Annotated in this window: 19 protein-coding genes and 7 tRNA genes; 12 read left to right on the top strand and 14 right to left on the bottom strand. The window is 54.5% G+C overall.

Going from position 1 to position 24945, the window contains the following annotated elements; all coding sequences use genetic code 11:
* Nucleotides 1–4 precede the first annotated feature (4 nt).
* Together B9K09_RS14700 and B9K09_RS14695 are read right to left on the bottom strand one after the other, a co-directional pair.
* Complete coding sequence (locus B9K09_RS14700; RefSeq protein WP_157699360.1) at nt 5–1303, bottom strand: serine/threonine protein kinase; 1299 nt, start codon at nt 1301–1303, stop codon at nt 5–7.
* A gap of 62 nt (nt 1304–1365) precedes the next feature.
* Nucleotides 1366–1869 carry a GNAT family N-acetyltransferase gene (locus tag B9K09_RS14695; protein ID WP_087517518.1) on the bottom strand — a complete coding sequence of 168 codons (504 nt, stop codon included), beginning with the start codon at nt 1867–1869 and terminating at the stop codon, nt 1366–1368.
* 120 nt (nt 1870–1989) lie between these two features.
* On the opposite strand from B9K09_RS14695, the gene B9K09_RS14690 reads away from it, so the two are divergent.
* A complete protein-coding gene (locus B9K09_RS14690; protein ID WP_087517517.1) occupies nt 1990–2379 on the top strand; it encodes a hypothetical protein in 390 nt (129 codons plus the stop codon).
* A gap of 25 nt (nt 2380–2404) precedes the next feature.
* Here the strand turns inward: B9K09_RS14690 and B9K09_RS14685 are convergent, their stop codons facing one another.
* The gene (locus B9K09_RS14685; RefSeq protein WP_087517516.1) at nt 2405–3967 is read right to left on the bottom strand and encodes a glycosyl hydrolase family 17 protein; all 1563 of its coding nucleotides are present in this window, start codon (nt 3965–3967) and stop codon (nt 2405–2407) included.
* 217 nt (nt 3968–4184) lie between these two features.
* On the opposite strand from B9K09_RS14685, the gene B9K09_RS14680 reads away from it, so the two are divergent.
* Entirely contained in the window at nt 4185–4502 is a 318-nt protein-coding gene (locus B9K09_RS14680) for a helix-hairpin-helix domain-containing protein (RefSeq protein ID WP_087517515.1), read from the top strand.
* A 130-nt stretch (nt 4503–4632) separates the two neighbouring features.
* Here B9K09_RS14680 and B9K09_RS14675 read toward each other — a convergent pair.
* From B9K09_RS14675 to B9K09_RS14660, 4 genes are all read right to left on the bottom strand, one after another.
* Nucleotides 4633–4708 (bottom strand) — tRNA-Lys (locus tag B9K09_RS14675).
* 6 nt (nt 4709–4714) lie between these two features.
* Nucleotides 4715–4791: transfer RNA gene (locus B9K09_RS14670), tRNA-Pro, on the bottom strand.
* A gap of 19 nt (nt 4792–4810) precedes the next feature.
* A tRNA-Asn gene (locus tag B9K09_RS14665) sits at nt 4811–4886 on the bottom strand.
* Nucleotides 4887–4950: 64 nt separating this feature from the next.
* Nucleotides 4951–6147, bottom strand: coding sequence for an amino acid aminotransferase (locus B9K09_RS14660; protein ID WP_087517514.1), 1197 nt, complete (start codon nt 6145–6147; stop codon nt 4951–4953).
* A gap of 226 nt (nt 6148–6373) precedes the next feature.
* Here B9K09_RS14660 and uvrB point away from each other — a divergent pair, with 226 nt between their 5' ends.
* On the top strand, nt 6374–8389 hold the full coding sequence (gene uvrB / locus B9K09_RS14655; protein ID WP_087517513.1) for an excinuclease ABC subunit UvrB: 2016 nt from the start codon (nt 6374–6376) through the stop codon (nt 8387–8389).
* A 133-nt stretch (nt 8390–8522) separates the two neighbouring features.
* On the opposite strand, the gene B9K09_RS14650 is transcribed toward uvrB, so the two are convergent.
* The 3 genes from B9K09_RS14650 to B9K09_RS14640 form a co-directional block, all read right to left on the bottom strand.
* Nucleotides 8523–9422 (bottom strand): EamA family transporter, encoded by a 900-nt coding sequence (locus tag B9K09_RS14650; RefSeq protein ID WP_087517512.1) that lies wholly within the window; start codon nt 9420–9422, stop codon nt 8523–8525.
* A gap of 205 nt (nt 9423–9627) precedes the next feature.
* The gene (locus tag B9K09_RS14645) at nt 9628–11184 is read right to left on the bottom strand and encodes an MDR family MFS transporter (protein WP_087517511.1); all 1557 of its coding nucleotides are present in this window, start codon (nt 11182–11184) and stop codon (nt 9628–9630) included.
* Nucleotides 11174–12223 carry an HlyD family secretion protein gene (locus B9K09_RS14640; protein WP_087517510.1) on the bottom strand — a complete coding sequence of 350 codons (1050 nt, stop codon included), beginning with the start codon at nt 12221–12223 and terminating at the stop codon, nt 11174–11176. The genes B9K09_RS14645 and B9K09_RS14640 overlap by 11 nt, the downstream gene beginning before the upstream one ends.
* A 107-nt stretch (nt 12224–12330) precedes the next feature.
* On the opposite strand from B9K09_RS14640, the gene B9K09_RS14635 reads away from it, so the two are divergent.
* From B9K09_RS14635 to B9K09_RS14605, 7 genes are all read left to right on the top strand, one after another.
* On the top strand, nt 12331–13251 hold the full coding sequence (locus tag B9K09_RS14635) for a LysR family transcriptional regulator (RefSeq protein ID WP_087517509.1): 921 nt from the start codon (nt 12331–12333) through the stop codon (nt 13249–13251).
* Between the two features lie 81 nt (nt 13252–13332).
* Complete coding sequence (gltX, locus tag B9K09_RS14630; RefSeq protein WP_087517508.1) at nt 13333–14814, top strand: glutamate--tRNA ligase; 1482 nt, start codon at nt 13333–13335, stop codon at nt 14812–14814.
* Nucleotides 14815–14958: 144 nt separating this feature from the next.
* Nucleotides 14959–15034: transfer RNA gene (locus tag B9K09_RS14625), tRNA-Ala, on the top strand.
* 70 nt (nt 15035–15104) lie between these two features.
* A tRNA-Glu gene (locus tag B9K09_RS14620) sits at nt 15105–15180 on the top strand.
* Nucleotides 15181–15230: 50 nt separating this feature from the next.
* Nucleotides 15231–15306, top strand: a tRNA-Ala gene (locus tag B9K09_RS14615).
* Between the two features lie 75 nt (nt 15307–15381).
* Nucleotides 15382–15457 (top strand) — tRNA-Glu (locus B9K09_RS14610).
* A gap of 362 nt (nt 15458–15819) precedes the next feature.
* The gene (locus B9K09_RS14605; protein ID WP_087517507.1) at nt 15820–16269 is read left to right on the top strand and encodes a thioesterase family protein; all 450 of its coding nucleotides are present in this window, start codon (nt 15820–15822) and stop codon (nt 16267–16269) included.
* Between the two features lie 2 nt (nt 16270–16271).
* Here the strand turns inward: B9K09_RS14605 and B9K09_RS14600 are convergent, their stop codons facing one another.
* The gene (locus tag B9K09_RS14600) at nt 16272–16685 is read right to left on the bottom strand and encodes a hypothetical protein (protein WP_087517506.1); all 414 of its coding nucleotides are present in this window, start codon (nt 16683–16685) and stop codon (nt 16272–16274) included.
* A gap of 144 nt (nt 16686–16829) precedes the next feature.
* Between B9K09_RS14600 and B9K09_RS14595 the strand changes: the two genes are divergently transcribed.
* The gene (locus tag B9K09_RS14595) at nt 16830–17801 is read left to right on the top strand and encodes a tRNA-dihydrouridine synthase (RefSeq protein WP_087517505.1); all 972 of its coding nucleotides are present in this window, start codon (nt 16830–16832) and stop codon (nt 17799–17801) included.
* Between the two features lie 130 nt (nt 17802–17931).
* On the opposite strand, the gene B9K09_RS14590 is transcribed toward B9K09_RS14595, so the two are convergent.
* The 3 genes from B9K09_RS14590 to B9K09_RS14580 form a co-directional block, all read right to left on the bottom strand.
* Complete coding sequence (locus tag B9K09_RS14590) at nt 17932–18678, bottom strand: SDR family oxidoreductase (RefSeq protein WP_087517504.1); 747 nt, start codon at nt 18676–18678, stop codon at nt 17932–17934.
* Between the two features lie 54 nt (nt 18679–18732).
* Nucleotides 18733–22404 carry a PAS domain S-box protein gene (locus B9K09_RS14585; RefSeq protein WP_087517503.1) on the bottom strand — a complete coding sequence of 1224 codons (3672 nt, stop codon included), beginning with the start codon at nt 22402–22404 and terminating at the stop codon, nt 18733–18735.
* 81 nt (nt 22405–22485) lie between these two features.
* The gene (locus B9K09_RS14580) at nt 22486–23379 is read right to left on the bottom strand and encodes a LysR family transcriptional regulator (RefSeq protein WP_087517502.1); all 894 of its coding nucleotides are present in this window, start codon (nt 23377–23379) and stop codon (nt 22486–22488) included.
* Between the two features lie 134 nt (nt 23380–23513).
* Between B9K09_RS14580 and leuC the strand changes: the two genes are divergently transcribed.
* Complete coding sequence (leuC, locus tag B9K09_RS14575; protein WP_087517501.1) at nt 23514–24941, top strand: 3-isopropylmalate dehydratase large subunit; 1428 nt, start codon at nt 23514–23516, stop codon at nt 24939–24941.
* Nucleotides 24942–24945: the final 4 nt, after the last annotated feature.

Raw genomic sequence — 24945 nt, 5'->3', positions numbered from 1 at the left:
TTTCTTAGCCACGGAAGAACTCCAGCATAGCGTCGCTGTTGACGCGGTAATTTAGGTTGCCGCAGTGCCCACCAAGCGGGTACACGGTTAGACGGTCGCCCATGGTGCGGCGCAAGAAGCCAAGATCACCTGGGCCGAGAATGATGTCGTCGGCGTTGTGCATGACGGAGATTTTTTCGCTGGTCTTCAAGTAATCTTCCAAAGCGTAGAGGCTCACCTTGTTGACCAGTTGATCGAGGCTGCCGCCGTCGTAGCGGGCGCGCCACATGGGGATCAATTGCTCACGCATGTAGCAGTCAAAATCACACTGCAGTGCTCGGCGTAGATACGGGGTCATATCGGTATTGGTTTCGATCACTGTGCCGGGAGGCGTTATCAAGCCGCGGCGGTTTAGCAGGTCGGAGGTGTAGGCAATATCCGATGAGGAGAAGCGGAAAACCGTACCAATCAGCATCGCCATCTGTTCGTCAGTCAACTGCTCTTTAGACATTTGAAACTCATAGAGCATGGCTTCGTTCATGTCTATGTAACCTTTCTGCTTGAAATAGCGCGACAGCTTGCCAAGGATCAGGTCGAAGAAATTACGGTTGGTGTCGACCCCATCAACCTTGGTCTGTACCAGCTTGTTGAGGTTGCTGGTCGAGGTGTACAGGTTGACTGGTGGGTTGAGCAGCAACACGCGCTTGAAGTTGAAGCTGCGTCGTTCCTCGTCCAACTTGCTGACAAACGCTGCGTTAAGCGCGCCGAGGCTGTAGCCCGTCAGGTAGTAATCGCTGATCTTCAAGTCAGGATGTTGTGCGCGTACGGCTTGCATGGCGCGGTACAGGTCATCTGCATCGTCTTCTGAGAGGCCCGGTGTGGCGTAGCGCGAGGCAGATGCCATGAAGTCATAGCTGGTCGGTGAAGACAACTGAACAACATGGTAGCCAGCGCCGTAGAAAAGCTTCTTCAGGTATTCCGGCGTGGTGCTGGAATAGCTGGCACCCGTGCCCGCAATAATGAAGATCAATGGCGCTTCACCGTCTTGCTCTGCCAGACGGTATTTCATATGAGTGACCGCCCAGAGATTCTTCGGCAGTTCGTACTGGCGCTCAGGGCGAATCAGCACTTTATAGTCGCTCTGGTTGATATCGCTATCGTCAGGCAGCGTTGGGCGCAGCTCCGCTGGCGTTGTGGCGATGGTCGCCTCAAACGGATTGGTAATCGGGTAGCCATAGCTCTCGATATCTACATCTGCCGCCCACAGTGGAACACTGAGGGTTAGGCCGCAGACAAGCGCAGCAAGGCGACGGGTGAGCGACATGGTTAAAGTCCCTTTTAAGAGGTAAACGTAATATTCAAATACTGATTTATGACAACCGTAGGCTAAGCAAGTGCTGGTTCTTCAGTATTTTTTGCCAGGTTTTGCAGCGCATCACCGGTCAGGCGAAACTGCGTCCAGTCGTCAAGTGAATAGGCGCCGAGTTGTTTATAGAAGCCAATTGCCGGCTCATTCCAGTCAAGTACAGACCATTCAAGACGGCCACAGCCGCGAGCCACGGCAAGTTTTGCCATTGTACCAAGTAATGCTTTGCCCAGCCCTGAGCCACGTGTATCAGCACGTACGTACAAGTCCTCGAGATAAATGCCGGGTTTCCCGAGGAATGTCGAGAAGTTATGGAAAAATAATGCAAAACCACAGGCTTTGCCGTCCAATTCGCCTATGAGTACTTCAGCGTAAGGGCGGGGGCCAAATAGATGTTCTGCGAACTCTTCCGGGTCAGAGGTGATCTGATCGCTAAGCTTTTCATATTCCGCCAATTCAGCGACAAGACTCAAAATCAAAGGCATGTCGGCACGTGTTGCGGGGCGAACATTGATGCTGCTCATAAAATCTCCTTTTAGCTGAGCCCAACAAGCATGCCGACATGAGCAGCGATGATCAACATAACTTGCATCCATTGGTCGTATGACTATTCTGGGCGCCGCCTATTTCATTTGGAGTCACACATGCCTCGCCCTTGGTCTGTAGCCATTCTTGTCGTTCTGGCTCTGTTAAGTCTGGCTGCCTGTTATGGGTTGCGCTATGGGCTGATGGAAAGTGATGAATGGGTGGGTATCTGTGCCGATACACCTGCAGTTTTTGCCTGCAGTCTGCGTTCGGCGTTGGGCTGGTTGATCCACTTACGGGTGATCGCTTGGGCCGCCATTGTGTTTGCTGGGCTCGGCTTTGTGTTGCCGGGGCGGTTTGGTTGGGCGGTGGCTGTGCTGGGGTTACTACTGGGCTTGGCTGGACTGGTATTGTACAGCGCGAGTATTTCAGTTTTTGCTGTGGTATTGGCGGTCTTGCGTTTGGTGCGCGCGCCGCACTCATCATTGACCGCGGCCCACAACTCCTGAGGTTTAGTCGGGTGAGTCCTGAGGTTTAGCTGAGCGAGGCCTGCCGTTGTTGCAGGCTGCGCCACAAAGCTGCCGCAAGTAGTGCGCTGACCACGGCCCAGCCCAGTGCTTGGATATTGCTTAGGGTTTCTACAAATAGCTGCAGTGGGATACCGGCTGCTATTAATAGCAGTAATGCCAGTGTCTCACGGCGAAAGCCTGCAACCGGACGCCATAGGTAGACCACTGCTGGCAACAGCAGTGCAGCGCTTGGGAAGCTGCGGTAGCGCGCATCGGTGACCATCGCCAGCATCATCACTGCGCCGGCAAAGCCGCTGGCAATCAACCACCAGTGACGACGATTGTCGAGCCAGTTAAATAGTGCTCTGCGCCAATCTGCACTGTTGGTCAGGGCGAGACTGATATACACCAGCACAATCATGTTTAGTGCCAAGAGTGCCCCTGCCCACAACCATTCGCCGATATAGCGGCTGGTAATCAAGCTCAGCTCAGCCCAGAGGCCCATGCAAGCGACGCCAACGGCTACCAGCAGTGGCTGGAGCACGGTGTAGCGTAAGGCGTGCGGGCGCCAAGTGAATAACAATATTGACCCATATAACAGTGCGCTGATACCCAGCCAGACGGGCCAGTTTGGCAAGTTGGAGACGCTCCCAGCGAGCACTGATTTGTCATTGCGGTCAGCGTCAAATAAGCCCCAATAACCGCCAACTGCGCCTTCGCTCATACGCTTCCAGGGTTGGTCGAAGGCTTCGATCAAATTGTAGTTCCAGCCATGTTCTTCAGCCATGGTGACGAAGCCGCGCATGAACTTGGCCTGATTCACCCGGCTCGGCAGAGCAGTCTCACGTTGGCGGCCTTCACTTGGCCAGCCCGTCTCGCCGATGAGGATATCCTTGGAGGCGAATTTCTCAGCAAATAGATGACGTACCTTGGCAACCTGCGCCAGTGCTGTGTCGATGCCTGCGGGGTCATCTTCCCAGTAGGGTAATAGGTGAATTGTCAAAAAATCCACCGCTGGAGCGATTTCAGGATGCTTTAACCAAAACTCCCAGACATCGGCATAGGTCACTGGCTGTTTGATCCCAGTCTTTACCTGCTCAATCAGTTTGATTAGCTGTTTAGTGGTCACTTCTTTGCGCAGTAGCGCTTCGTTGCCGACGATCACTGCTTTGACAATATCAGGATGGGCGTTGGCCGCTTTGATTGCGCCTGTAACCTCCATTTGGGTTTCCACGGCGTTGCGGCTGACCCAAGCGCCAATCATCAGGGTCAGGCCATGTTTTTTCGCCAGTTCAGGCAGTGCTTCCAAACCGGTCACTGAATAGGTGCGCAGGCAGTGAAAGCGTTTGGCGAGTATTCCCAGGTCGGTATCCATGCGCTCATTGCTGATGCGTAGCGGTTGCTGAAACGGTGACTGGTCTTTGCCGAACGGTGTATATGAGGCGCACTGCATTTTGTGCGAGGCACTGGCAACATCGGCCAAATGCACGGGCTTACCAAGTCCATACCAAAGTCCGGCTAAAAGGAGTAAGCCCAATACAGCGCTGAACAGGTAAGCAGCTAAAGAAAAGCGATGGATAGCAGGCATAGTAAGGCGCACAGAGGAAGACGCTGGCAATGGTAACGGATACTTGGTGGCTAGGGCACAAGCAAATGCAACAACTCAAGTGTGCTGCTTGGCAACGCTAATATGACGTTTGGTCTTTAGTTTGGTTCGAATAAAAGAGTTATAGCGTTAGGGTCAAGCTATTGCACACCTGTGTGGTTCGGGCGGGGAGTCTGGTTATCTGAATAGGACATTCAATATGCGTGTTTATATCTTGCCAGCGCTGCTGGCCTTAGTTTGCACTCTCGCGCCATTCACAATTAGCGCTGCAGAACCTGTAGCAACTGAGCAACCTGCTGTTGAGCAGGTTGAGGCTCAGGCGACCATCAACTTGAATACCGCAGAGGCGGCTGCCTTGCAGCAAGGTTTGACTGGCGTCGGTGAGATGAAAGCTAAAGCCATCGTCGCCTATCGTGAAAGCACTGGGGCATTTGCCTCGGTCGATGAGCTGCTTGAGGTCAAGGGGATTGGTTCGGCTATCCTTGAGCAAAATCGCAGCAAGCTCAGGGTTGAGTAATGTCTAAAGCCAGTTAGCCTGCAGCTGAAATGCAGGCATAAAAAAAGCGCCATAATGGCGCTTTTTTACTGGAGCAGAGCGAATGACTCTGTCCCTAAGATTCAACTCTTATCAACAGCAAGAGCGAAAATGGTGGGTCGTGTGGGATTCGAACCTACGACCAATTGGTTAAAAGCCAACTGCTCTACCAACTGAGCTAACGACCCAAATAATGGTCGGGGTAGGGGGATTCGAACTCCCGACATCCTGCTCCCAAAGCAGGCGCGCTACCGGACTGCGCTATACCCCGACAAGTGTTGCATGTTGTTTGGCTCCACGACCTGGACTCGAACCAGGGACCCAATGATTAACAGTCATTTGCTCTACCAACTGAGCTATCGCGGAACAACGACGCGTATCCTACTGATTATTAAGGGGAAGTCAAGCCTCTGACGACCCCTTTTTAATATTAAAGTACTTTGGCGATGGCTTCGGTCACCGTCGGCAGGTTTCGCACGTTGAGTGCAGCCACGCAAATGCGCCCTGTGCCTACCGCATAGATGCCGAACTCGCTTTTCAGGCGTTCGACTTGCTCAGTGGTCAAGCCTGAATAGGAGAACATCCCGCGTTGCTGGGCGACGAAACTGAAGTCGCGTTTAGCGCCCAATGCAGTCAATTGTTCAACCATAGCCAGGCGCATATTGCGAATACGATCGCGCATCTCGCCGAGCTCTGTTTCCCACATTGCACGCAACTCAGGTGTGTTGAGCACCGTGGCGACAACGCTGGCTCCGTGTGTCGGCGGGTTTGAGTAGTTGGTGCGAATGACCCGTTTGACCTGCGACAGCACGCGACTGGTCTCATCGCTTGAGCCGGTGACGATAGACAGTGCGCCGACTCGCTCGCCATACAGCGAGAAAGATTTCGAGAACGAGCTTGAAACGAAGAAGGTCAGCCCCGATTGTGCAAACAGGCGAACGGCTGCTGCGTCTTCTTCGATACCGTCGCCGAAACCCTGATAGGCGATGTCGAGGAAAGGCACGTGCTCGCGTTCACGGAGAATCTCCAGAATCGCTTGCCAGTCTTCAATGTTCAGGTCGACGCCAGTTGGGTTGTGGCAGCATGCATGCAGCACCACAACCGAGCGGCTCGGTAGGTTTTTCAAGTCTTCGAGCATGCCGCCACGATTTACACCGTTGCTGAATGCATCGTAGTAGCGGTAGCTGCGGACCGGGAAACCGGCCGCTTCAAACAGCGCGCGATGGTTTTCCCAGCTTGGGTCGCTGATTGCAACGCACGCATCGGGTAACAAACGCTTGATGAAGTCGGCGCCTACTTTGAGGGCGCCGGTGCCGCCCAGTGCCTGAGTCGTGATGACTCGACCTTCACTAACCAAGCGGGAATTGCTGCCAAACAACAGGGTCTGAACTGCATGGTCGTAGGCGGCAATGCCTTCAATCGGCAGATAGCCACGCGGTGCGTGAGCTTCAATGCGTGCTTTTTCCGCCTCAGCCACTGCGCGTAGAAGGGGGATGCGACCTTCTTCGTTGGTGTATACGCCAACGCCAAGGTTGACCTTATGGGCACGGGTATCAGCGTTGAATGCTTCATTGAGGCCCAGGATCGGATCGCGCGGAGCCATTTCGACGGCGGTGAACAGACTCATGAGTGTGGCAGCTCTGATTGAGGGGGTGAGTGTCAGGCATCCAGTAATGGCTAGCATTAGGGGATGCGTCAGTGGCCCGTTAGTATAGCGGGCTGGAACTCGTGCTGCGACAGCGTATGCACGCTTTCGCAAGGTTTTACGTGCTCGTAGGGTCTGTTCCCGCTTCATGCGGCCGCGCCGAAACGGGAACAGACCCTAGGCGTCACATCGATTGTTGAGGTTAGTTATGTCAGATTTTGAACTGGTTACCCGTTTTCAGCCTGCTGGCGATCAGCCTGAAGCAATCCGTCAGATGGTTGAGGGGCTCGAAGCTGGGCTTTCGCACCAGACTTTGTTGGGTGTGACGGGGTCAGGCAAAACGTTCAGCATCGCCAATGTGATTGCCCAAATAAATCGGCCGACACTGGTGCTGGCGCCAAATAAAACGCTGGCGGCTCAGCTCTATGGCGAGTTCAAGACATTCTTCCCAAACAATGCGGTCGAGTATTTTGTTTCGTACTACGACTACTATCAGCCTGAAGCCTATGTGCCATCGTCTGATACCTTTATCGAAAAAGACGCCTCGATCAACGATCACATCGAGCAGATGCGTCTCTCCGCGACCAAAGCCTTGCTTGAACGGCCGGACGCAATCATCGTCACCACGGTGTCATGCATTTACGGTTTGGGCAGTCCCGAGCTGTACCTGAAAATGGTTTTGCACGTCGACCGGGGTGACAAGATGGATCAGCGTGCCTTACTGCGGCGCTTGGCTGATCTGCAATACACCCGTAATGACATGGACTTTGCCCGCTCGACCTTTCGTGTTCGCGGCGATGTGATTGATATCTTCCCGGCGGAATCCGACCTTGAAGCGATTCGCATCGAGCTGTTTGACGATGAGGTCGAAAGTATTTCAGCCTTTGACCCGCTAACTGGAGAGGTCATTCGTAAACTACCGCGCTTTACCTTTTATCCGAAAAGCCACTACGTGACGCCGCGCGAAACCCTGTTGGAAGCGGTAGAGAAGATCAAGGTCGAGCTGGTTGAGCGTCTTGAATACTTGCGAGGTGCCGGTAAGTTGGTGGAGGCGCAACGACTGGAGCAGCGTACTCGCTTCGATTTGGAGATGATTATCGAGCTGGGGTATTGCAACGGCATCGAGAACTACTCGCGTTATCTGTCTGGGCGCGACTCCGGTGATGCACCGCCGACTCTTTACGATTATCTGCCTGATCAAGCTTTGTTGGTCATCGACGAGTCGCATGTCAGCGTGCCGCAAGTCGGCGCCATGTATAAGGGCGACCGTTCACGCAAGGAAACTTTAGTCGAGTACGGTTTTCGTTTGCCCTCGGCACTGGATAACCGGCCAATGCGCTTTGAAGAGTGGGAAAACGCCAGCCCGCAGACCATATTTGTCTCGGCCACACCGGGGCCCTATGAGGCAGAGCACGCCGGACGGGTGATCGAGCAGGTGGTGCGCCCGACGGGGCTGGTTGACCCGCAAATTGAAGTACGCCCGGCGCTGACCCAGGTGGATGACCTGCTGTCTGAGATTCACAAGCGCGTGGCGATTGAGGAGCGCGTGCTGGTCACCACACTGACCAAACGCATGGCTGAGGATTTAACCGACTACCTGGCTGATCACGGTGTGCGGGTGCGCTATCTGCACTCGGATATCGACACGGTTGAACGGGTCGAGATTATCCGCGACTTGCGAATCGGTGCGTTTGATGTGTTGGTCGGCATCAACTTGCTGCGTGAAGGTCTGGACATGCCCGAGGTTTCACTGGTGGCGATTCTGGATGCTGACAAAGAAGGCTTCCTGCGCTCTGAGCGCTCGTTGATTCAGACTATTGGCCGGGCGGCGCGCAACCTCAATGGCCGGGCGATTCTCTATGCCGATCGCATGACCGGGTCGATGGAGCGTGCGATTGGTGAGACCGAGCGTCGGCGTAATAAGCAGATTGCCTATAACGAGGCCAACGGTATTGTGCCCAAAGGAGTGTTCAAGGATGTTAAGGATATCCTTGAAGGCGCAGTGGTGCCGGGCTCGCGCAGCAATAAGCGCAAAGGCATGGCCAAAGCAGCGGAAGAGCAGGCGCGCTATGAAAATGAGCTGCGTTCGCCGAGTGAAATCAGCAAGCGTATTCGCCAGCTCGAAGAGAAAATGTACCAGTTGGCTCGCGACTTGGAATTTGAGGCCGCAGCGCAAATGCGTGACGAAGTACAGAAGCTGCGCGAGCGCCTGCTGAAGGTATAACGCGGGTGCTTGTAAGGTGGTTGGCGTTTTTCCAACCACCGCAACGGCTGTCCATATTGAGTTGATTGCGACGTTCTGGTGGACAAGCTTCGCGTTGTCGCACCCTACAGGCTGATTGTTGTCCGCCACGGGTCTAGCGCCTGCCGAAGATAATCAACATCACCCCGCCAAGCGTAATCACGCAGGCCAGCATCGCCAAGGTGCTTAGGTGCTCATCGAGCAGCAGGTAGCCGAGCAGCAGTGCGACAACCGGGTTGATGAAGGCGAAGGTCGAAACAACGCTTGGGCGCACCTCGCGCAGCAGCCAGAAATAGGCTGGATATACACCAAGGCTAACCGGTAGAACCAGATAGGCCATCCATAGCCAGGATTGACTGCTCAACGCGCCGAGGTCGAGATTTTGCCAGTCGCCATGCAGTGCACCGAAAATCGCCAGGAGCAGGGCACCAATCAGCATTTGCAGGCTTAGACCAAACCAGCTTGAGCTAAATGCCGGGCGCTGACGGAGTAACCAAACGCCGGTCGCCCAGATTAACGTGGCGCTAACCACGGTTGCACCGGCAAACCATTGGGCCGAGGTGGCGCTGCTGTCGAGTCCGTTGCTCATCAATAAGACAATGCCACTGCATGCGATCGCCAAACCGCATAGCACCCAAAGCGGTGGTCGTTCGCCGAGTAGCCACTCCAGTGCCACGCTCCATAACGGCAGGGTGGTGTAGAGCATTGCCACCATGCCGGTCGGAAGAAACTGGTTGGCGTAGATCAAAGCGCCTTGACCGATGGCTATTAGCGATAAGCCACCAATCAATACACCGCCGATATCGCTGCGTTTAAAGCGTAATTGTCCGCTGGCTAGTACCCAAAGCAGGGCCAATCCACCGGCCAAGGTGAAGCGCAGGGTGCCGAGAACAAAGGGCGGTAATTCGCGAAGTAGGAAATGATTGGCCAGGTAAGTGGTGCCCCAGCCAATGTAGATAACGCTGAATGCGCCAATCAGCATTAAGGTGCGGGCGCGTGAATCGGTCGTGGACATTTTGAACCTGGAGAAATGCACGCTGGGTGTCGGCGTGCAGGTTTGATTGAGTGTGGATTCGAAAAATGCAGCGAGTAAACAGAGTGCGAGGTATTGCGAATAATAGGAGGAACAGACGAAGGGCCAGCGCCAGTGAGTCACAACTCCGGCAGCAGCAAAGGCCGTCTTCGCATCGGTTGCCAGAGCAATACCTGACGCAGTTTTGCTAATGGGCTCCAGCTGTGGCGGAATCAGTATTCGCAGGTAGTTTCCTGGTTAATAAAACCGCTGTCATGCTGATGCACAAGGCAATGCCAATCCAATGGAAGGCGTCATTGTAAGCCATGATCATGGCCTGCTCATGGGTGATTTGGCTGATTTTGGCCAAGGCGGCTTGTTCGCTGCCAAGCGTTTGGGTGAGCAAGGCCATACGCTCTGCAACTTGTGGGTTGCTCGGCACCAGTGATTCACGCAAATAGTCGAAATAAACCTTGGTGCGGCTGTCGAGCAAAGTGGCAAGTAGGGCAATGCCGATGGCGCCACCGAGGTTGCGTAAAATATTGAACAGACTGGAGGCTGAGCCTGCGTCTTGAGCTGCGATATAAGAGGTGGCGATCAACGATACGGTGACCATTACCATCGGCTGGCCCAGTGCTCGGATGATCTGAATATGGTTGAACTGCTCCCCGGCGAAATCCGGGTTGAGTACACCCGACAAAATACTCGCCGCACCAAATAGGGCAAACCCCAGCGCGCATAGCCACTTTGGCGAAACGACTTTCATCAGCAGGGGCACCAGCGGAATTATAAATAGCTGCGGAACCCCCATCCACATGATTACTTGGCCGATTTGCAGAGAGTTGTAGCCCTGGATCTGTGCCAGATACAGCGGTAGCACATAAATCGAGCCGTACAGCCCCATGCCCAGACCGACACTGGAGATGCTGGCTAAACCAAAGTTGCGTTCGCCAAGAATCCTTAAGTTGATCAGTGGGGAGCTGCGCGAGAATTGTAGAATGACGAACAGAATCAAGCTGATGCTGGCAATGCTACCCAGTCCGGCAATCAGGTTGGACTCAAGCCAGTCTTTGCGATGCCCTTCCTCAAGAAACACTTGCAGGCAGCCAAGGCCAACGCCGAGGGTGACAATGCCGGCGTAGTCGGTGCTTTTCAATAACTCCCAATGTGGCGCTTTCTTTTCAAGGCCGTAGAGCAAGCCTGCGATCATCAGCAAGCCGGGTGGGATATTAATGTAGAAAATGTATTCCCAGCCAAACTGCTCGGTCAGCCAGCCGCCGAGCGTTGGGCCGATTGATGGGGCAAAAGTGGCGGTCATGGCAAACAGGGCCATGCCTTTGGCACGGTGGTGTTCCGGCAACTTGATCAGGGTCAGGGTGAACGCCAGTGGAATCAGTGCGCCGCCGGTGAAACCTTGCATGGCGCGGAAAACGATCATGCTGTCGAGGCTCCAGGCCATCGAGCAGAGCAGGGATGAAATCAGGAAGCCGATTGATACCCAGACCGCTAGGCGCCGGGCAGACAATAACTGCACGAGCCAGGCGGTGAGTGGAATCATGATGATTTCAGCGACCAGATAAGATGTGGAAATCCAAGAGCCTTCTTCAAGCGTCGCAGAAAGTGCGCCCTGAATATCCTTGAGTGATGAGTTGGTGATCTGGATATCGAGCACCGCCATAAACGCGCCCAACATCACACTCATTACCGCAATCCAGTCACGCCTGCTCGGCTCGCCAATCGGTCGGACGAGTTGATCACCCGCCATGGCTTTGGTCGTCGCTGATGTCTACGACTACTTCAACCGACATGCCGGGGCGAATCAGGCCATGCAGCGGATTGTCCTTGTCGAACGTCAACTTGACCGGGATGCGCTGGACTACCTTGGTGAAGTTGCCGGTGGCGTTATCTGGCGGCAGCAAACTGAACTGCGCCCCCGATGCAGCGAACAGGCTGTCGATGTGGCCTTTGATTGGCGTGTCGGGGAAGCTGTCGAAGGTTAGCTCGGCGCTTTGGCCTGCACGCATGTGGCCGATTTGGGTTTCCTTGAAGTTGGCCTGAACCCAGATGTCCTGATCCGGAACCAGCGACATTAAATAAGCACCGGTTTGTACATATTGGCCATTGCGTGCCGCACGTTGACCGACATAGCCGCTGATTGGGGCGCGGATTTGCGTGCGACTGATATCAAGCTTGGCTTGTTCGATGTCAGCGCGTGCGCTGGCAATCTGTGCGTTGAGGCTCTTGATTTCAGCCCGCAGGGTATCGAGTTGCTGTTTTTGCGCTTGCAAGTCAGCCTCGGCCTTGGCCACCTGCGAGCGCGCAACGCTGCTATCGGCATCAAGAGTGGTGACGCGCTCTTCCGAGATATAACCCGATTTACGCAAGGTGATGGCTCGCGTCATATCGATTTTTGCGCGGCTCAGGGTTGCGTGGCTAGCGGATAAATCTGCCTTGCTGGCTGCGATCATGCTGTCTTGCTGGCTCAGAGTGCTTTGCGTTTGGGCGAGCTGCGCCTCACGGGTGGCAAACGTTGCTTCTGCGCGTTGCAGTGCGAGTTTGAAGTCGCTGTTGTCCAACTCGACCAGCAGTTCGCCGTGCACAACGTGTTGGTTGTCATGCACCAATACTTTTTCCACGCGTGCGCTGAGCTGGCTCGAAACGCGGGTGATCTCGCCCTGAACATAGGCGTTATCCGTCTCTTCGTGGAAGCGTCCAATCAGCCACCAGTGCGCAAAAAATGCAATGCCAATCAGCGCAAGGATGACTAAAAAGACAGACAAACGGCGTTTTAATTGGGCGGGCATGGTGGCTGACTCAGAGCGGCGGCAATAATTTCTGAGAATCTAACAGTGTTCCTTATCTGCCTCTAGCCGTTAGACTTCATAAACTTTGTTGCTTATAGGGAACAATCATGGGGTTGGATGATGCGCTGATTTTCACGCGGGTGGTTGAGCACCACAGCTTCACCCAAGCGGCCAACAGTCTGAATATGCAGAAATCAACAGTGAGTCGGCGCATTGCATTGCTCGAAGAGCGCCTGGGCGTGCGTTTACTCAACAGGACCACGCGTAAATTGCGCCTGACCGAAGTCGGCGCGGCTTATTACGAGCGTTGTCGGCAAATCATGCTAGATTTTGCCGAGGCCGAGCAGGCTGTCATGCAGTTGCAGCAAGAGCCCTCGGGGTTGCTGCGGGTTACTTCCGCGGTTGAGTTTGGCCAGCAGTTTCTAGGCCGCGTGCTCGGCGAGTTTATGCGTCAATACCCAGGCATCACGGCTGAGGTGGAGTTGACTTCACGCAATGTTGATCCGGTTGAGGAGGGCGTTGATATCGTCATCCTTGTTGGGCAGCCACAAGACTCGACATTGGTTGCGCGCAAATTGTTTGAAGCGCGTTGCAGGCTTTGTGCGAGTCCAGATTATTTAGCCCTGCATGGAGTGCCGGACTGCGGCGAGGATTTGGCAGGGCACCGAGCCATTATTTTGCAGCGGGACGCTTCGCGGTATTGGCCGTTGCTTGATCACGCGATCCCCTGTGAACGGGTGTTGCTGTGCAACAACATCACATTTGCCCGCGAAGCTGTGTTGGCCGGGGCGGGTATCGCTGCGTTACCGAATATGATTTGTGAGTTGGCGATCCGCGAAGGACGACTGATTGAACTGCTGCCCGAGGCTGCTTTACCTATTGTTGAAGTTTATGCGGTCTACCCGTCGCGTCGCTTCCAGGCGATGAAGGTTAAGACATTTCTAGACTTTTTAATGAAGAGTCTGGCCGAGCAACAAGCACGCGAACTGGAGCCGGCCATGGCAGGCCTGCTAATATTGGCAACCTGATCATCGCTTGAAGAATCTGCACACTGTCTGCTGCAGTCGTCTGGTTCCATTGCGTCTCGCACCGCTTGCATGAGAGCAACCATGAAAACTGTTCGTACCCGTATTGCGCCGTCGCCTACCGGCGATCCGCACGTAGGCACCGCTTACATCGCTTTGTTCAACATGTGTTTTGCGCGCCAGCACGGCGGTGAATTCATTCTGCGCATTGAAGACACTGACCAACTGCGCTCTACGCGTGAATCTGAACAGCAAATCTTTGATGCGCTGCGCTGGTTGGGTATTGAGTGGAGTGAAGGCCCGGACGTTGGTGGCCCGCATGGTCCGTATCGGCAGAGTGAGCGTGGCGAGATTTACAAGAAGTACACCCAGGAGCTGGTCGACAAAGGCCATGCATTCCACTGTTTCTGTACCTCCGAACGCCTCGATAAGTTGCGCGCCGAACAAACCGAAGCTAAGCAAACGCCGCGTTATGACGGTCTGTGCAGGAGCTTGGCTGCTGATGAAGTTAAGCAGCGGCTAGCGGCTGGTGAGCCCAATGTTGTGCGCATGAACGTGCCAACTGAAGGCGTTTGCGTGGTGCCGGACATGCTGCGTGGCGATGTTGAGATCCCGTGGGATCGCATGGACATGCAAGTGCTGATGAAGACCGATGGCCTGCCAACGTACTTCCTGGCCAACGTGGTCGACGATCACTTGATGGGCATTACCCACGTACTGCGCGGCGAAGAGTGGTTGCCATCAGCGCCAAAACTGATTTTGCTTTACGAGTATTTTGGCTGGGAGCAACCCGAGCTGTGCTACATGCCGCTGTTGCGTAACCCGGACAAAAGTAAGCTGTCGAAGCGTAAGAACCCAACCTCGATTACCTTTTATGAGCGCATGGGTTACTTGCCGCAAGCCATGCTCAATTATCTGGGGCGCATGGGTTGGTCAATGCCTGATGAGCGCGAAAAATTCACCCTTGATGAGATGATTGAGCACTTTGATCTCAAGCGTGTATCGCTGGGCGGGCCGATTTTCGATCTTGAAAAACTGTCCTGGCTCAACGGTCAGTGGATGCGTGAACTGAGCGTCGACGATTTTATTGCTGGCGCACAGAAGTGGGCGTTCAACAGTGATTACGTCAAGCAGATTGCGCCGCACGTGCAAGGCCGTGTTGAGACGTTCAGTCAAATTGCTCCGTTGGCAGGTTTTTTCTTCGCCGGTGGAGTCAGTCCTGACGCAGCGCTGTTCGAGCACAAAAAGCTCTCTACCGATCAGGTTCGCCAGGTTATGCAGCTGATCTTGTGGAAGCTCGAAGCCTTGCGTCACTGGCAAAAAGACAATATCACCGCCTGCATTCAAGCCGTGGTTGAGCACCTTGAGTTGAAGCTGCGTGATGCCATGCCGCTGATGTTCGCTGCAATCACTGGTCAAGCCAGCTCTGTTTCAGTGCTCGACGCCATGGAAATCATCGGTCCAGACCTGACCCGTTTCCGTCTGCGCCAAGCGATCGAATTGATCGGTGGTGTGTCGAAAAAAGAAAACAAAGAGTGGGAAAAACTGTTTAACGCAATCAAGTAATTACTTGGCCAGTCTCAGGTGTTTTGTCACATGCCGATGGGCAAGGGTAAGTGGTTGTTCTACCAGCATAAAGAATGTCTGTGTGGGTAGAATGTTGTTGACAGAGAACGGGGGCGCACTTAATATGCGCCCCGTCCTTGAGATGGGGCTATAGCTCAGCTGGGAGAGCGCTTGCATGGCATGCAAGAGGTCGACGGTTCGATCCCGTCTAGCTCCACCAATCTCTTTAAAGCCGAAAGGCTTGCCACGGCCGGTTCTTTGAACGGGTCGAGTTGTTAGAAGGGTTTTGCGTCCCCTTCGTCTAGTGGCCTAGGACACCGCCCTTTCACGGCGGTAACAGGGGTTCGAGTCCCCTAGGGGACGCCATTATTTAAAACAGCTCCGCAAGGTGCTGTGAGCCGAGAGGCGATAAATCTGGGGGTATAGCTCAGCTGGGAGAGCGCTTGCATGGCATGCAAGAGGTCAACGGTTCGATCCCGTTTATCTCCACCAATTTTGCAGTAGCACGTTTGTGTTTTAAATCTGCCACGGGCCAGCGATTTGCTGGCCTTGTTTTTCGAAGGATTCGTCCCCTTCGTCTAGTGGCCTAGGACACCGCCCTTTCACGGCGGTAACAGGGGTTCGAGTCCCCTAGGGGACGCCATTTTACCCGCTAGTCGGGTTTTAAAAGGGCCATTCTGCAAAGAATGGCCCTTTTGTTTGCCTGTCTTTTATGAATTTCTCCGCGGGTAATTCCCTGTGACCCCGTTCAGCCAGGCCTGTTTAGTGCCGGCGCGGCAATGGTCGCTGCGGGAATGGCTGCTGGGGGTCTTTACCTTCTATTTCAGCGCTTAATGTCTGTCGATACGAATCAGCATCGAAGGTTGTTTCAGGTGCTAGGCTCTGGCAGTGTGCAAGGCTTATAGAGATGAGCGGGTCTATCGCTAAGACCGGCTATTGCATCTGACCGAGATTTTTATTGATCCGCTGCTCGCGGTTGCTTGCGAGTGGGGTGGAGCTGTGTAGATGAACTGGGATATGGCCAATCCATTTGTAATCGACATTACTGTGGGTGCAGATGATATCGACGGACTGGGGCATGCCAATAACGCGGTCTATGTCAGTTGGTTAGAGCGTTGTGCATGGCGCCACTCGCAGTTTCTGGGTTTGGATTTGGTCGAGTACCGCCGACTGGATCGAGCAATGGCGGTGACCCGTCATGAGATTGACTACCTAGCCAGCGCTTACGAAGAGCAGCAACTGCAGATGGCAACCTGGATTGTCCAGTCTGATCAACGCTTGAAGATGGATCGCCGGTTTCAGTTGATTCGCCCAGAAGATGGCGTGACCTTGTTGCGCGCCAAAACAACGTTCGTCTGTATTGAGCTTTCCAGTGGCAAGCCCAAACGCATGCCGTCAGAGTTCATCGATGGCTACGGGAAGGCGCTGCAGCCCGTGTTCCCGATGGAGCTCTAAGCTCACTCGTTGCTTGACGTTTGCCCAGGGCCCGGTTGAGGCGCGAGGAAGATATTGTCTTGGCTAACTACGACCTGGAAATAGCGGGTCTGGCCGGGTTTAATCAGCATCGACTGTTCGCTGATCAGGTTAATAGAGCCACAATAGCCTGCGGGTGAAAGCGTTAACTCAACATTGAATTTTCCAGCAGGAATGCTCAATGCTACTGACTCGCCAAGCGGTAGTGATAGCGGATCCTGGCCAGTAATCAATACCTCGACATCGCAAGCGGTTGGTGCATCGCGGTCACGGCTGATGATCACTTTTGCCGTATATTCGGCAGTTGATTCAAAGTGGATTTCTGGTCGTTCGATTGGCGCCGCCTGGAGCAGACAGCTGCTCAACAGGCCAGCGTAGAGCAGAAGGGTGCGTAGCATCTTAATCCTTGATTGTTCGCGTCTGCGGCCAGTTTACCCAAATGTCTGAGATTTGCACTGGCGTGCCTTATGCCGAGTGTTGAACATTTCATCTGCTGCAAATAGTTGCGTAGACTATGCAACGTTTTTTTCGAGAGTAATGGTATGCAAATCGCTTTGGCGCCCATGGAGGGTTTGGTCGACCACATTCTTCGTGATGTGCTGACCGATATTGGTGGCATTGACTGGTGCGTGACTGAGTTTATTCGCGTCACTGAGCGTGTGCTGCCAGCCTCCGCTTACCGCAAACTGGCTCCGGAGCTGTTTACCGCTGCACAGACCCGTGGAGGCACGCAGTTGCGTGTGCAGCTGCTGGGTTCCGATCCACAGTGCTTGGCTGATAACGCAGCATTTGCCTGTACCTTGGGCGCACCGGTCATCGATTTGAATTTTGGCTGTCCGGCGAAAACCGTAAACAAGTCCCGTGGCGGCGCAGTGCTCCTCAAGGAGCCTGAGTTGCTGCACCAGATCCTTCGCGAAGTGCGGCGCACGGTTCCTGCGGCTATCCCGGTAACCGCTAAGATGCGACTCGGCTTTGATGATAAAGGCAGCGCCATAGAATGTGCCCAAGCCTTGGCTGAAGGCGGCGCTGAGCAGATCGTGGTGCATGCACGGACCAAAGTCGAAGGCTACAAGCCGCCAGCGCATTGGGAGTGGGTGGCACTGATCAAAGAGGCGGTCAATGTGCCCGTGTTTGCCAATGGTGATGTCTGGACGGTTGCCGATTGGCAGCGTTGTCGAGAAGTGAGTGGTGTCGATGACGTCATGATTGGCCGGGGTTTGGTGAGTCTCCCTGATTTGGCTCGGCAAATTGCTATGTTTAAAGCCGGTGAGCCTGTCGTGGCCATGACTTGGCAAGAGCTTCAGCCGTCGCTGCAGGAGTTCTGGCTGCAGGCACGCAAGAAACTCTCGCCGCGCTTTGCCCCCGGGCGACTCAAGCAATGGTTGGCGCTGCTGACGCGCAATTATCCGGAGGCGACGCTGCTGTTCAATCAATTGCGCCGCGAGAATGATTGCGTGCGCATTGATGCCATGCTTGGCGTTGATCTGGCTCTCAATGCCGAACTTGTCAGCTAGGCAGTTGATATAGGTCTGTTGCCTAACTCCGGTGGACAAGCTTCGCGTTGTCTCACCCTACGGTTTGCTTGCGACCTGTCGGGTGGTTGACGCTTTTTTCAACCACCAATCTGAATTAGCGCTCAGCTTTCTAGCGTCCGCCACTGATATCCAGTATTGCTCCGCTGGCATATGAAGCCTTGTCACTGGCCAGCCAGATAATGGCTTCAGCCACTTCTTCGGCGCTGCCGCCACGACCCATTGGCACGCTGGCGCTGACTCGGGCTACGCGATTTGGCTCGCCGCCACTGGCGTGAATCTCGGTATCAATGACTCCGGGGCGTACCGCGTTAACGCGGATGCCTTGGCTGGCGACTTCTTTGGCCAAGCCTACCGTCATGCTGTCGATGGCACCTTTTGCCGCTGCGTAGTCGATGTATTCACCGGGTGCGCCGAGTTTGGCGGCAATTGAGGATAGGTTGACGATCACTCCGCCCTGGCCTCCATTATCGCTAGACATCCGCTTCACCGCTTCGCGGGCGCAAGCAAAGCTGCCAAACACGTTGGTGGCAAATACGCGTTGCAGGCGCGCGCTGTCCATCTGTTCCAGGCGCATTTGCGGTTCAAGTATGCCGGCGTTGTTAACCAGTACGTCGAGCCGGCCAAAGTAGCGATCTATGGTGGTGAAGAGCTGCTCAACTTCAGTCTCGATGGCGATATTAGCTTGTACTGCAATGGCTTCGCCGCCCGCTGTCTTGATCTCGGCAACCAGTGCTTCAGCCGCGGTGCTTTGCTGGTGATAGTTAATGCATACGGCGTAGCCATCGGTTATTGCCAGGCGCGCTGTTGCTGCCCCAATGCCGCGGCTGCCGCCGGTTATTAGCATGACTTTGCGCATAAAGTATCCTCTGTTTGATTGATGAGCGGCTTTACCCACACTGATGTAGGTGGTTTAACTGCGTTTTTGCTGTTCGGGCGAACGCTGCAACAAGGCTTTGAACTCATTGAGTGGTACGGGTTTGCTAAACAGGTAGCCCTGATAGAGGTGGCATCCCTGGTTGCCAAGAAAGTCGAGTTGCTCTTGTTGCTCAACACCTTCGGCAATCACGGTTAATCCGAGGCTGTTGGCCATGGCAAGGATAGCTCGGATGATTTCAGCATCATTGGGATCGCTGGTGGCATCGCGGATAAAAGATTGGTCGATTTTCAGTACATCAACCGGCAGGCGCTTGAGGTAAGTCAGTGAGCTGTAGCCGGTGCCGAAGTCATCCATAGCGAAGCTAACGCCAATGTCGCGCAGCTGATTCATTTTTTTGATGGTGTCATCAATGTTCTGGATGATGATGCTTTCGGTTACCTCAAGCTTGAGACGTGGCACGTTTTCAGCGCGCAGACAGTTGTGGACCAAGGCAACGAATTCTTCCTGGCGAAATTGACGCGGGCTAATGTTCACACAAAGACTGAAATTGTCGTCTGCTAATAGCCCTTCCTGGAATAGCTGCGAATACACGCGGCAGGCTTGCGCGAGCACCCAGCCACCCACCTCCAGGATCAAGCCACTTTCTTCGAGTATGTAAATGAACAGGCCGGGTGATTGTGGTCCAAGGGTTGGATGATCCCAACGGATTAACGCCTCGGCGCCAATGATCTTGTTGGTGCGCGCATCAACCTGTGGCTGGAAGTAGAGCTCGAACTCACCGCGGGCGTAGGCCAAGCGCAAATCGTTTTCAAGACGCAAGCGTTCGCTGGCAGCTTCCTGCATGGAGTTGCGGAACAATTGAACGATATTGCGCCCCGAGTCTTTGGCGCGATACAGCGCAATATCGGCGCGCTTGAGCAGGTCTGCTGGGGTGTCGCCGTGATCCGGGATCAGTGCAATGCCAATACTGGGTGTGACCTGCAAGCGTTGGCCATCCAGCAGCATGGGTTCAGCCAGCAGTTTGCGTAACTGGTTGGATATTTCAGTGACCTGTAGCGTGACATCCTCGGTGCTGCCTTCGAGTCCTGAAATCAATATCACAAACTCATCACCGCCCAAGCGCGCCACTGTGTCTTCCTGACGCACACTCGCTTCTAGGCGTGCAGTAATCACGCGCAGCACGTTATCGCCCACGGGGTGGCCGAGCGAGTCGTTGATGTGCTTGAAGTGATCCAGGTCGATAAACAGCAGTGCACCGCGTAAGTTATGGCGTTTGAGGAGGGCGATCTGCTGGGTCAGGCGGTCCATCAATAACGTGCGGTTGGGCAGGTTGGTCAGTGGGTCGTGGTACGCCATGTGCTGAACTTGGGCCTGAGCGCTCTTCAGCTCACTGACATCACGGGCAGTAAGCAATAGGCACGGGGTTTCATTGAGTTCAATGGTTTCGACCGAGACTTCAACTATTCTTTGCGTGCCGTTGCGGTGCTTGCCGCGCATTTCCAAGTGATGGACATGACCGTTGTGCGCCAGGTTCGTCAGCATCATCTGGCGCTCTTCAGCATTGGCCCAGATGTTGAGTTCGTAAGCCGTTTTGCCAATAACGTCTTCAGCGCTATAGCCGGTGAGCTTGCAAAAACCTTCATTAACTTCGATGTAACGCCCGCTGTCGCGCTCGGTGATCGTGATGGCGTCAGGGCTCGAGTGGAATGCCTTGGCAAACTTTTCCTGGCTGGCCCGCAGTGCCGCTTCAGACAGTTCGCGTTCGGTAATATCGCGGAACGTAGTGCTGATACACAGCCGGCGATCAACGCGGATAAATCGGGTCGAAATAGCGCAGGTTAGCAGTGCTCCTGAGTGGTGGTAAAAATGCGCCACCTCTTCATCCAACGACTGCTCACGGTTGAGTTTTTGATACAGCCGTTCACGATCGCTCTGGTTTTTCCAAAAGCAGATATCAAGGCTGCTGCGATTAATAATGTCGGCACTTTCCCAGCCAAAGGTTTTACTAAACTTGGGGTTTACATCGATAAACACGCCGTCGCTGACACGGGTGACGCAGATGGGGTCTGGGCTGGCCTGAAACAGCGTGGCGAATTTTTCTTCCGAGGCGGCCAAGCGCTGCTCCCTGTGCACGCGCTCGGTAATGTTGAGCAATATGCCGGTCATGCGCAGGGGCGAACCATCGGTATCGCGATAAAGTTTTGCAGTGCTCTCGATGTAGTACGTCGCACCATTGGCATGGCGCGATCGATAGATCACCTGATAGGTCTGGCGCGCACCGCTCAGCAGCTCTTTATAGGCTTTGAGCATCATGCGTTGGTCTTCAAGCGGAACGGTGCTGAGCAATGTTTCGAAGTCGCCGTGGTAAGGCGTGGCGGTCAGTCCATGTAAAATCGAGGTGCGTTCTGAACCGTAAATCAAGTTGCTTGGAATGTGCCAGTCCCAGGTGCCAAGGTCGGCCGAGTCGAGCGCCAGGTTGAGACGCTCTTGGCTGTCATTCAGCACCTGCTCCTGGGCGCGTTGTCTTGAAATATCACGAACGGTAAGGATCAGGCAGGCGCGGCCTTCGAGGATGATCTCGCCACCAAATAATAAATTGGTGCTCATCTTGCCGTCGCGGCTATGCAGGCATACCTCAAGCTCGTTGAGTTCATTACGTTTGACTGCGTCGAGCATCCGCTGGCGATCGCTTAAATCAGCCCAGATTCCCAGTTCAATAGAGGTGTGACCCACGGCCTCGCTTTTGCTCCAGCCAAACTGGCGCTCAAAGCTGGGGTTTACCTCAATGAAGCGGCCAGAGCTCAGGTCGGTAATAACAACTGCATCGGGGCTGTATTGAAAAGCCTTGGAGAATTTTTCTTCGCTACTGCGCAATGCTTCTTCAGCGCGTTTCTGCTGGCTGGTGTCGGTGAAAGAGCTGAGCATGAACGCTTGGCTCTCCAGTTCCAGGTACTGGCTGGAGAGCACGCCATCAAGAATACTGCCGGTGCGAGTTCGTAATTGGACTTGCTGGACAATGGGTTCACGAACATCGGCTATAGCTCGTGCAAGGTATTGCTGTTCGGCTTCGTGCACCCAGATATTCAGTTCGTCGCAGCTGCGTCCGATTGTTTCTGCTGCAGTCCAGCCAAAGGTGTGTTCAAAGTGTTGGTTGACTTCAATTAGGTGATCATCCGCAAGGCGAACCAGCATTACGATGTCAGGGTTAAGCTGGAATAGGCTGGCAAAGCGTTGCTCAGAGTTGATCAGCGATTCGGAGCGTTGTTTCTGCGCGGTGTAGTCGCGCACCACACCGTACATGCGCGGCCGGTTTTGGCTGTCGGGTTTCAGGCTGCCGTTGACTTCAATCCAGTGCAGGCTGCCATCTGGCCAGATGATTCGATGGCGCATTGGACGCAGGTCAGGGGTGCCATCGACAATCTTGCGGAACAAAGACAAGACGTGTTCGTGATCCTCCGGAGGCACCAAATCCAGATACTCGACGCGCTGCTTTAATGGTCGGCTTGCATCAAGCCCATACAGTGCCTGGGCGCCGCGTGACCAGCTGATTTTGCCGCTTTCTATATCCCAAAGCCAAGCGCCCAACTTGGCGCCGTTGAGTGCGGCCAGTAGACGCGGAGCGTCATCCCATGCCTGTTCGAACGCAGCAGGATCGAGTGCAGGGATGTGCGGCAAAATTACACTGCGGTCATGATTTTTCGCCATTGGTGGCTCTGCGGATGGTCGAGGTTGTCAGCAGTGGGTGTCGAGTGCTGGCATACAATAGTTATAGCCTCACCGTAGCGGTTATCGAGTGGCACATGCAAGATCGTCGCGCTGCGCATCGAGCAATTGCATAAATGCCCGCGCGGCGTTTGAAAGCGTGCGTTCGCTGTGTGAGATGTAGCCTAGTTGACGGCTGAGCTGGATGCCCGGAAGGGCGAGTCGAAACACTTGGTCGTCGAGCATAGTGCGCGGTAGCACGCTCCAGGCGAGGCCGATCGAGACCATCATTTTGATGGTCTCGAGGTAGTTGGTGCTCATGGCTATATTGGGCGTTAGTCCTTGCTCCTCGAACAAGCGCTGCACAATGTGGTGAGTGAACGTGTTGCCGCCAGGGAAGACTGCAGGCTGGTGAGCGATATCAGCCAGGCTGACGTCGGAATGGCTGGCTAATTGATGTTCTGGCGCGACCACAAAGTCCAGCGGGTCATCCCAAACCGCTACCGCACTTACCGGTCCGCGGGTTTCCGGCGCTAACGTGATGACAGCTAGCTCGGCGCGGCCATGCAGGACTTCTTCGTAGGCCACCTCGGAGTCGAGAAACTGTATGTCCAGCGCGACCTGCGGATGAGCATGTGTGAACGCGCGCAATAAAGGCGGCAAGCGGTGCAGGCCGATATGGTGACTGGTGGCTAGCGTCAGTCTGCCGCTGATCTCGCCACTCAGATTTGTCAGAGCTCGGCGCGTGTCATCCAGTACATTGATGATCTGGTACGCGCGTGGCAGCAGGGCGCGGCCAGCTTGAGTAAGGCTCACCTCGCGACCAAGGCGATCAAAGAGGCGCACATTGAGTTGTTGCTCCAGGCTGGCGATGCGTTTGCTGACCGCCGGCTGGGTCAGGTGCAAACGTTCTGCGGCGTCGGAGAAGCTTCCCAGTTCGGCAATCGCGATAAATGCATTAAGGGTTGCCAGATCCATTTCGTATTCCTGATAGTTATTCGATAGATGAAAAATATGAATTTGAGTAATTTAAAGCAAACCCATAAAATTGCCACATAAGCTAAAGGGATACTCCTGAAGCACAGAAATATGCTGATGATGAGGAAACGCTGATGGCCGGCAAAACGCTGTACGACAAGCTCTGGGAAATGCACGAGGTTAAGCGCCGTGACGATGGTTCGTCACTGATCTATATCGACCGGCATATCCTCCACGAAGTGACCTCTCCGCAGGCATTCGAGGGCTTGCGTCTGGCCAAGCGTAAGCCATGGCGCATCGACGCGAACATCGCCACTCCGGACCACAATGTACCGACCACCAAGGCCGAGCGCCAAGGTGGCTTGGAGTCGATTAGTGATGAAGTCTCGCGGATTCAGGTGCAAACCCTGGATGAGAATTGCGACGATTTCGGCATTCTTGAATTCAAGATGAACGATGTTCGTCAGGGTATCGTGCATGTGGTCGGCCCGGAGCAGGGCGCAACCTTGCCCGGTATGACCGTGGTCTGCGGCGACTCACACACCTCGACTCACGGCGCCTTTGGTGCGTTGGCTCACGGTATCGGCACTTCCGAGGTTGAGCATGTGCTCGCCACGCAGTGCTTGGTCGCTAAGAAAATGAAGAACATGCAGGTTCGCGTTGAGGGCAAGCTGCCTTTTGGCGTCACTGCTAAAGACATCGTGTTGGCGATTATCGGCAAAATCGGTACCGCTGGCGGTAATGGTCACGCCCTGGAATTCGCAGGCAGCGCGATTCGCGATTTATCGCTGGAAGGACGCATGACCATCTGCAATATGTCGATCGAAGCAGGTGCTCGAGTTGGCATGGTGGCTGTCGATGAAAAGACCATTGAGTACGTTGCAAACCGTCCGTTCTCGCCGAAGGGCGAGCAGTGGGATCAAGCGGTCGCGCAGTGGCGTGGTCTGGTTTCTGATGCGGATGCGCATTTTGATACCGTAGTTGAATTGCGCGCTGAAGATATCAAGCCGCAAGTGAGCTGGGGCACCTCGCCTGAAATGGTGTTGGCAGTTGACCAAAACGTTCCAGATCCAGCCGCCGAGACTGACTTGGTTAAGCGCGACTCGATCACCCGTGCCTTGAAATATATGGGTTTGACTGCCAATCAGGCGATCACCGATATCCAGCTTGATCGTGTTTTCATTGGCTCGTGCACCAACTCGCGGATAGAAGACCTGCGCGCCGCAGCTGAAGTGGCCAAGGGGCGTAAAGTCGCGGCAACTATCAAACAGGCGATGGTTGTACCGGGTTCGGGTTTGGTCAAGCAGCAGGCCGAGAAAGAAGGCTTGGACAAGATTTTCATTGAGGCCGGTTTTGAGTGGCGCGAGCCGGGCTGTTCGATGTGTCTGGCGATGAACCCAGATAAACTCGGCAGCGGCGAGCATTGCGCTTCAACCTCTAACCGAAACTTCGAAGGCCGTCAGGGTGCCGGTGGTCGTACCCACTTGGTGAGCCCGGCAATGGCTGCAGCTGCTGCTGTGAATGGCTGCTTTATTGATGTTCGTGAATTGATTCAGGCCTGAGGAG

It is taken from the genome of Pseudomonas sp. M30-35 (assembly GCF_002163625.1).
Lineage (GTDB): Bacteria > Pseudomonadota > Gammaproteobacteria > Pseudomonadales > Pseudomonadaceae > Aquipseudomonas.
This window is presented reverse-complemented; position numbering and strand designations above follow the sequence as displayed.

Coding starts and splice junctions, on each gene's coding strand:
- leuC (WP_087517501.1), top strand. CDS start 23,514: ATGGCCGGCAAAACGCTGTACGACAAGCTCTGGGAAATGCACGAGGTT.
- B9K09_RS14700 (WP_157699360.1), bottom strand. CDS start 1,303: ATGTCGCTCACCCGTCGCCTTGCTGCGCTTGTCTGCGGCCTAACCCTC.
- B9K09_RS14645 (WP_087517511.1), bottom strand. CDS start 11,184: ATGGCGGGTGATCAACTCGTCCGACCGATTGGCGAGCCGAGCAGGCGT.
- B9K09_RS14680 (WP_087517515.1), top strand. CDS start 4,185: ATGCGTGTTTATATCTTGCCAGCGCTGCTGGCCTTAGTTTGCACTCTC.
- B9K09_RS14695 (WP_087517518.1), bottom strand. CDS start 1,869: ATGAGCAGCATCAATGTTCGCCCCGCAACACGTGCCGACATGCCTTTG.
- B9K09_RS14600 (WP_087517506.1), bottom strand. CDS start 16,685: ATGCTACGCACCCTTCTGCTCTACGCTGGCCTGTTGAGCAGCTGTCTG.
- B9K09_RS14690 (WP_087517517.1), top strand. CDS start 1,990: ATGCCTCGCCCTTGGTCTGTAGCCATTCTTGTCGTTCTGGCTCTGTTA.
- B9K09_RS14585 (WP_087517503.1), bottom strand. CDS start 22,404: ATGGCGAAAAATCATGACCGCAGTGTAATTTTGCCGCACATCCCTGCA.
- B9K09_RS14650 (WP_087517512.1), bottom strand. CDS start 9,422: ATGTCCACGACCGATTCACGCGCCCGCACCTTAATGCTGATTGGCGCA.
- uvrB (WP_087517513.1), top strand. CDS start 6,374: ATGTCAGATTTTGAACTGGTTACCCGTTTTCAGCCTGCTGGCGATCAG.
- B9K09_RS14660 (WP_087517514.1), bottom strand. CDS start 6,147: ATGAGTCTGTTCACCGCCGTCGAAATGGCTCCGCGCGATCCGATCCTG.
- B9K09_RS14595 (WP_087517505.1), top strand. CDS start 16,830: ATGCAAATCGCTTTGGCGCCCATGGAGGGTTTGGTCGACCACATTCTT.
- B9K09_RS14635 (WP_087517509.1), top strand. CDS start 12,331: ATGGGGTTGGATGATGCGCTGATTTTCACGCGGGTGGTTGAGCACCAC.
- B9K09_RS14580 (WP_087517502.1), bottom strand. CDS start 23,379: ATGGATCTGGCAACCCTTAATGCATTTATCGCGATTGCCGAACTGGGA.
- B9K09_RS14685 (WP_087517516.1), bottom strand. CDS start 3,967: ATGCCTGCTATCCATCGCTTTTCTTTAGCTGCTTACCTGTTCAGCGCT.
- B9K09_RS14605 (WP_087517507.1), top strand. CDS start 15,820: ATGAACTGGGATATGGCCAATCCATTTGTAATCGACATTACTGTGGGT.
- B9K09_RS14590 (WP_087517504.1), bottom strand. CDS start 18,678: ATGCGCAAAGTCATGCTAATAACCGGCGGCAGCCGCGGCATTGGGGCA.
- gltX (WP_087517508.1), top strand. CDS start 13,333: ATGAAAACTGTTCGTACCCGTATTGCGCCGTCGCCTACCGGCGATCCG.
- B9K09_RS14640 (WP_087517510.1), bottom strand. CDS start 12,223: ATGCCCGCCCAATTAAAACGCCGTTTGTCTGTCTTTTTAGTCATCCTT.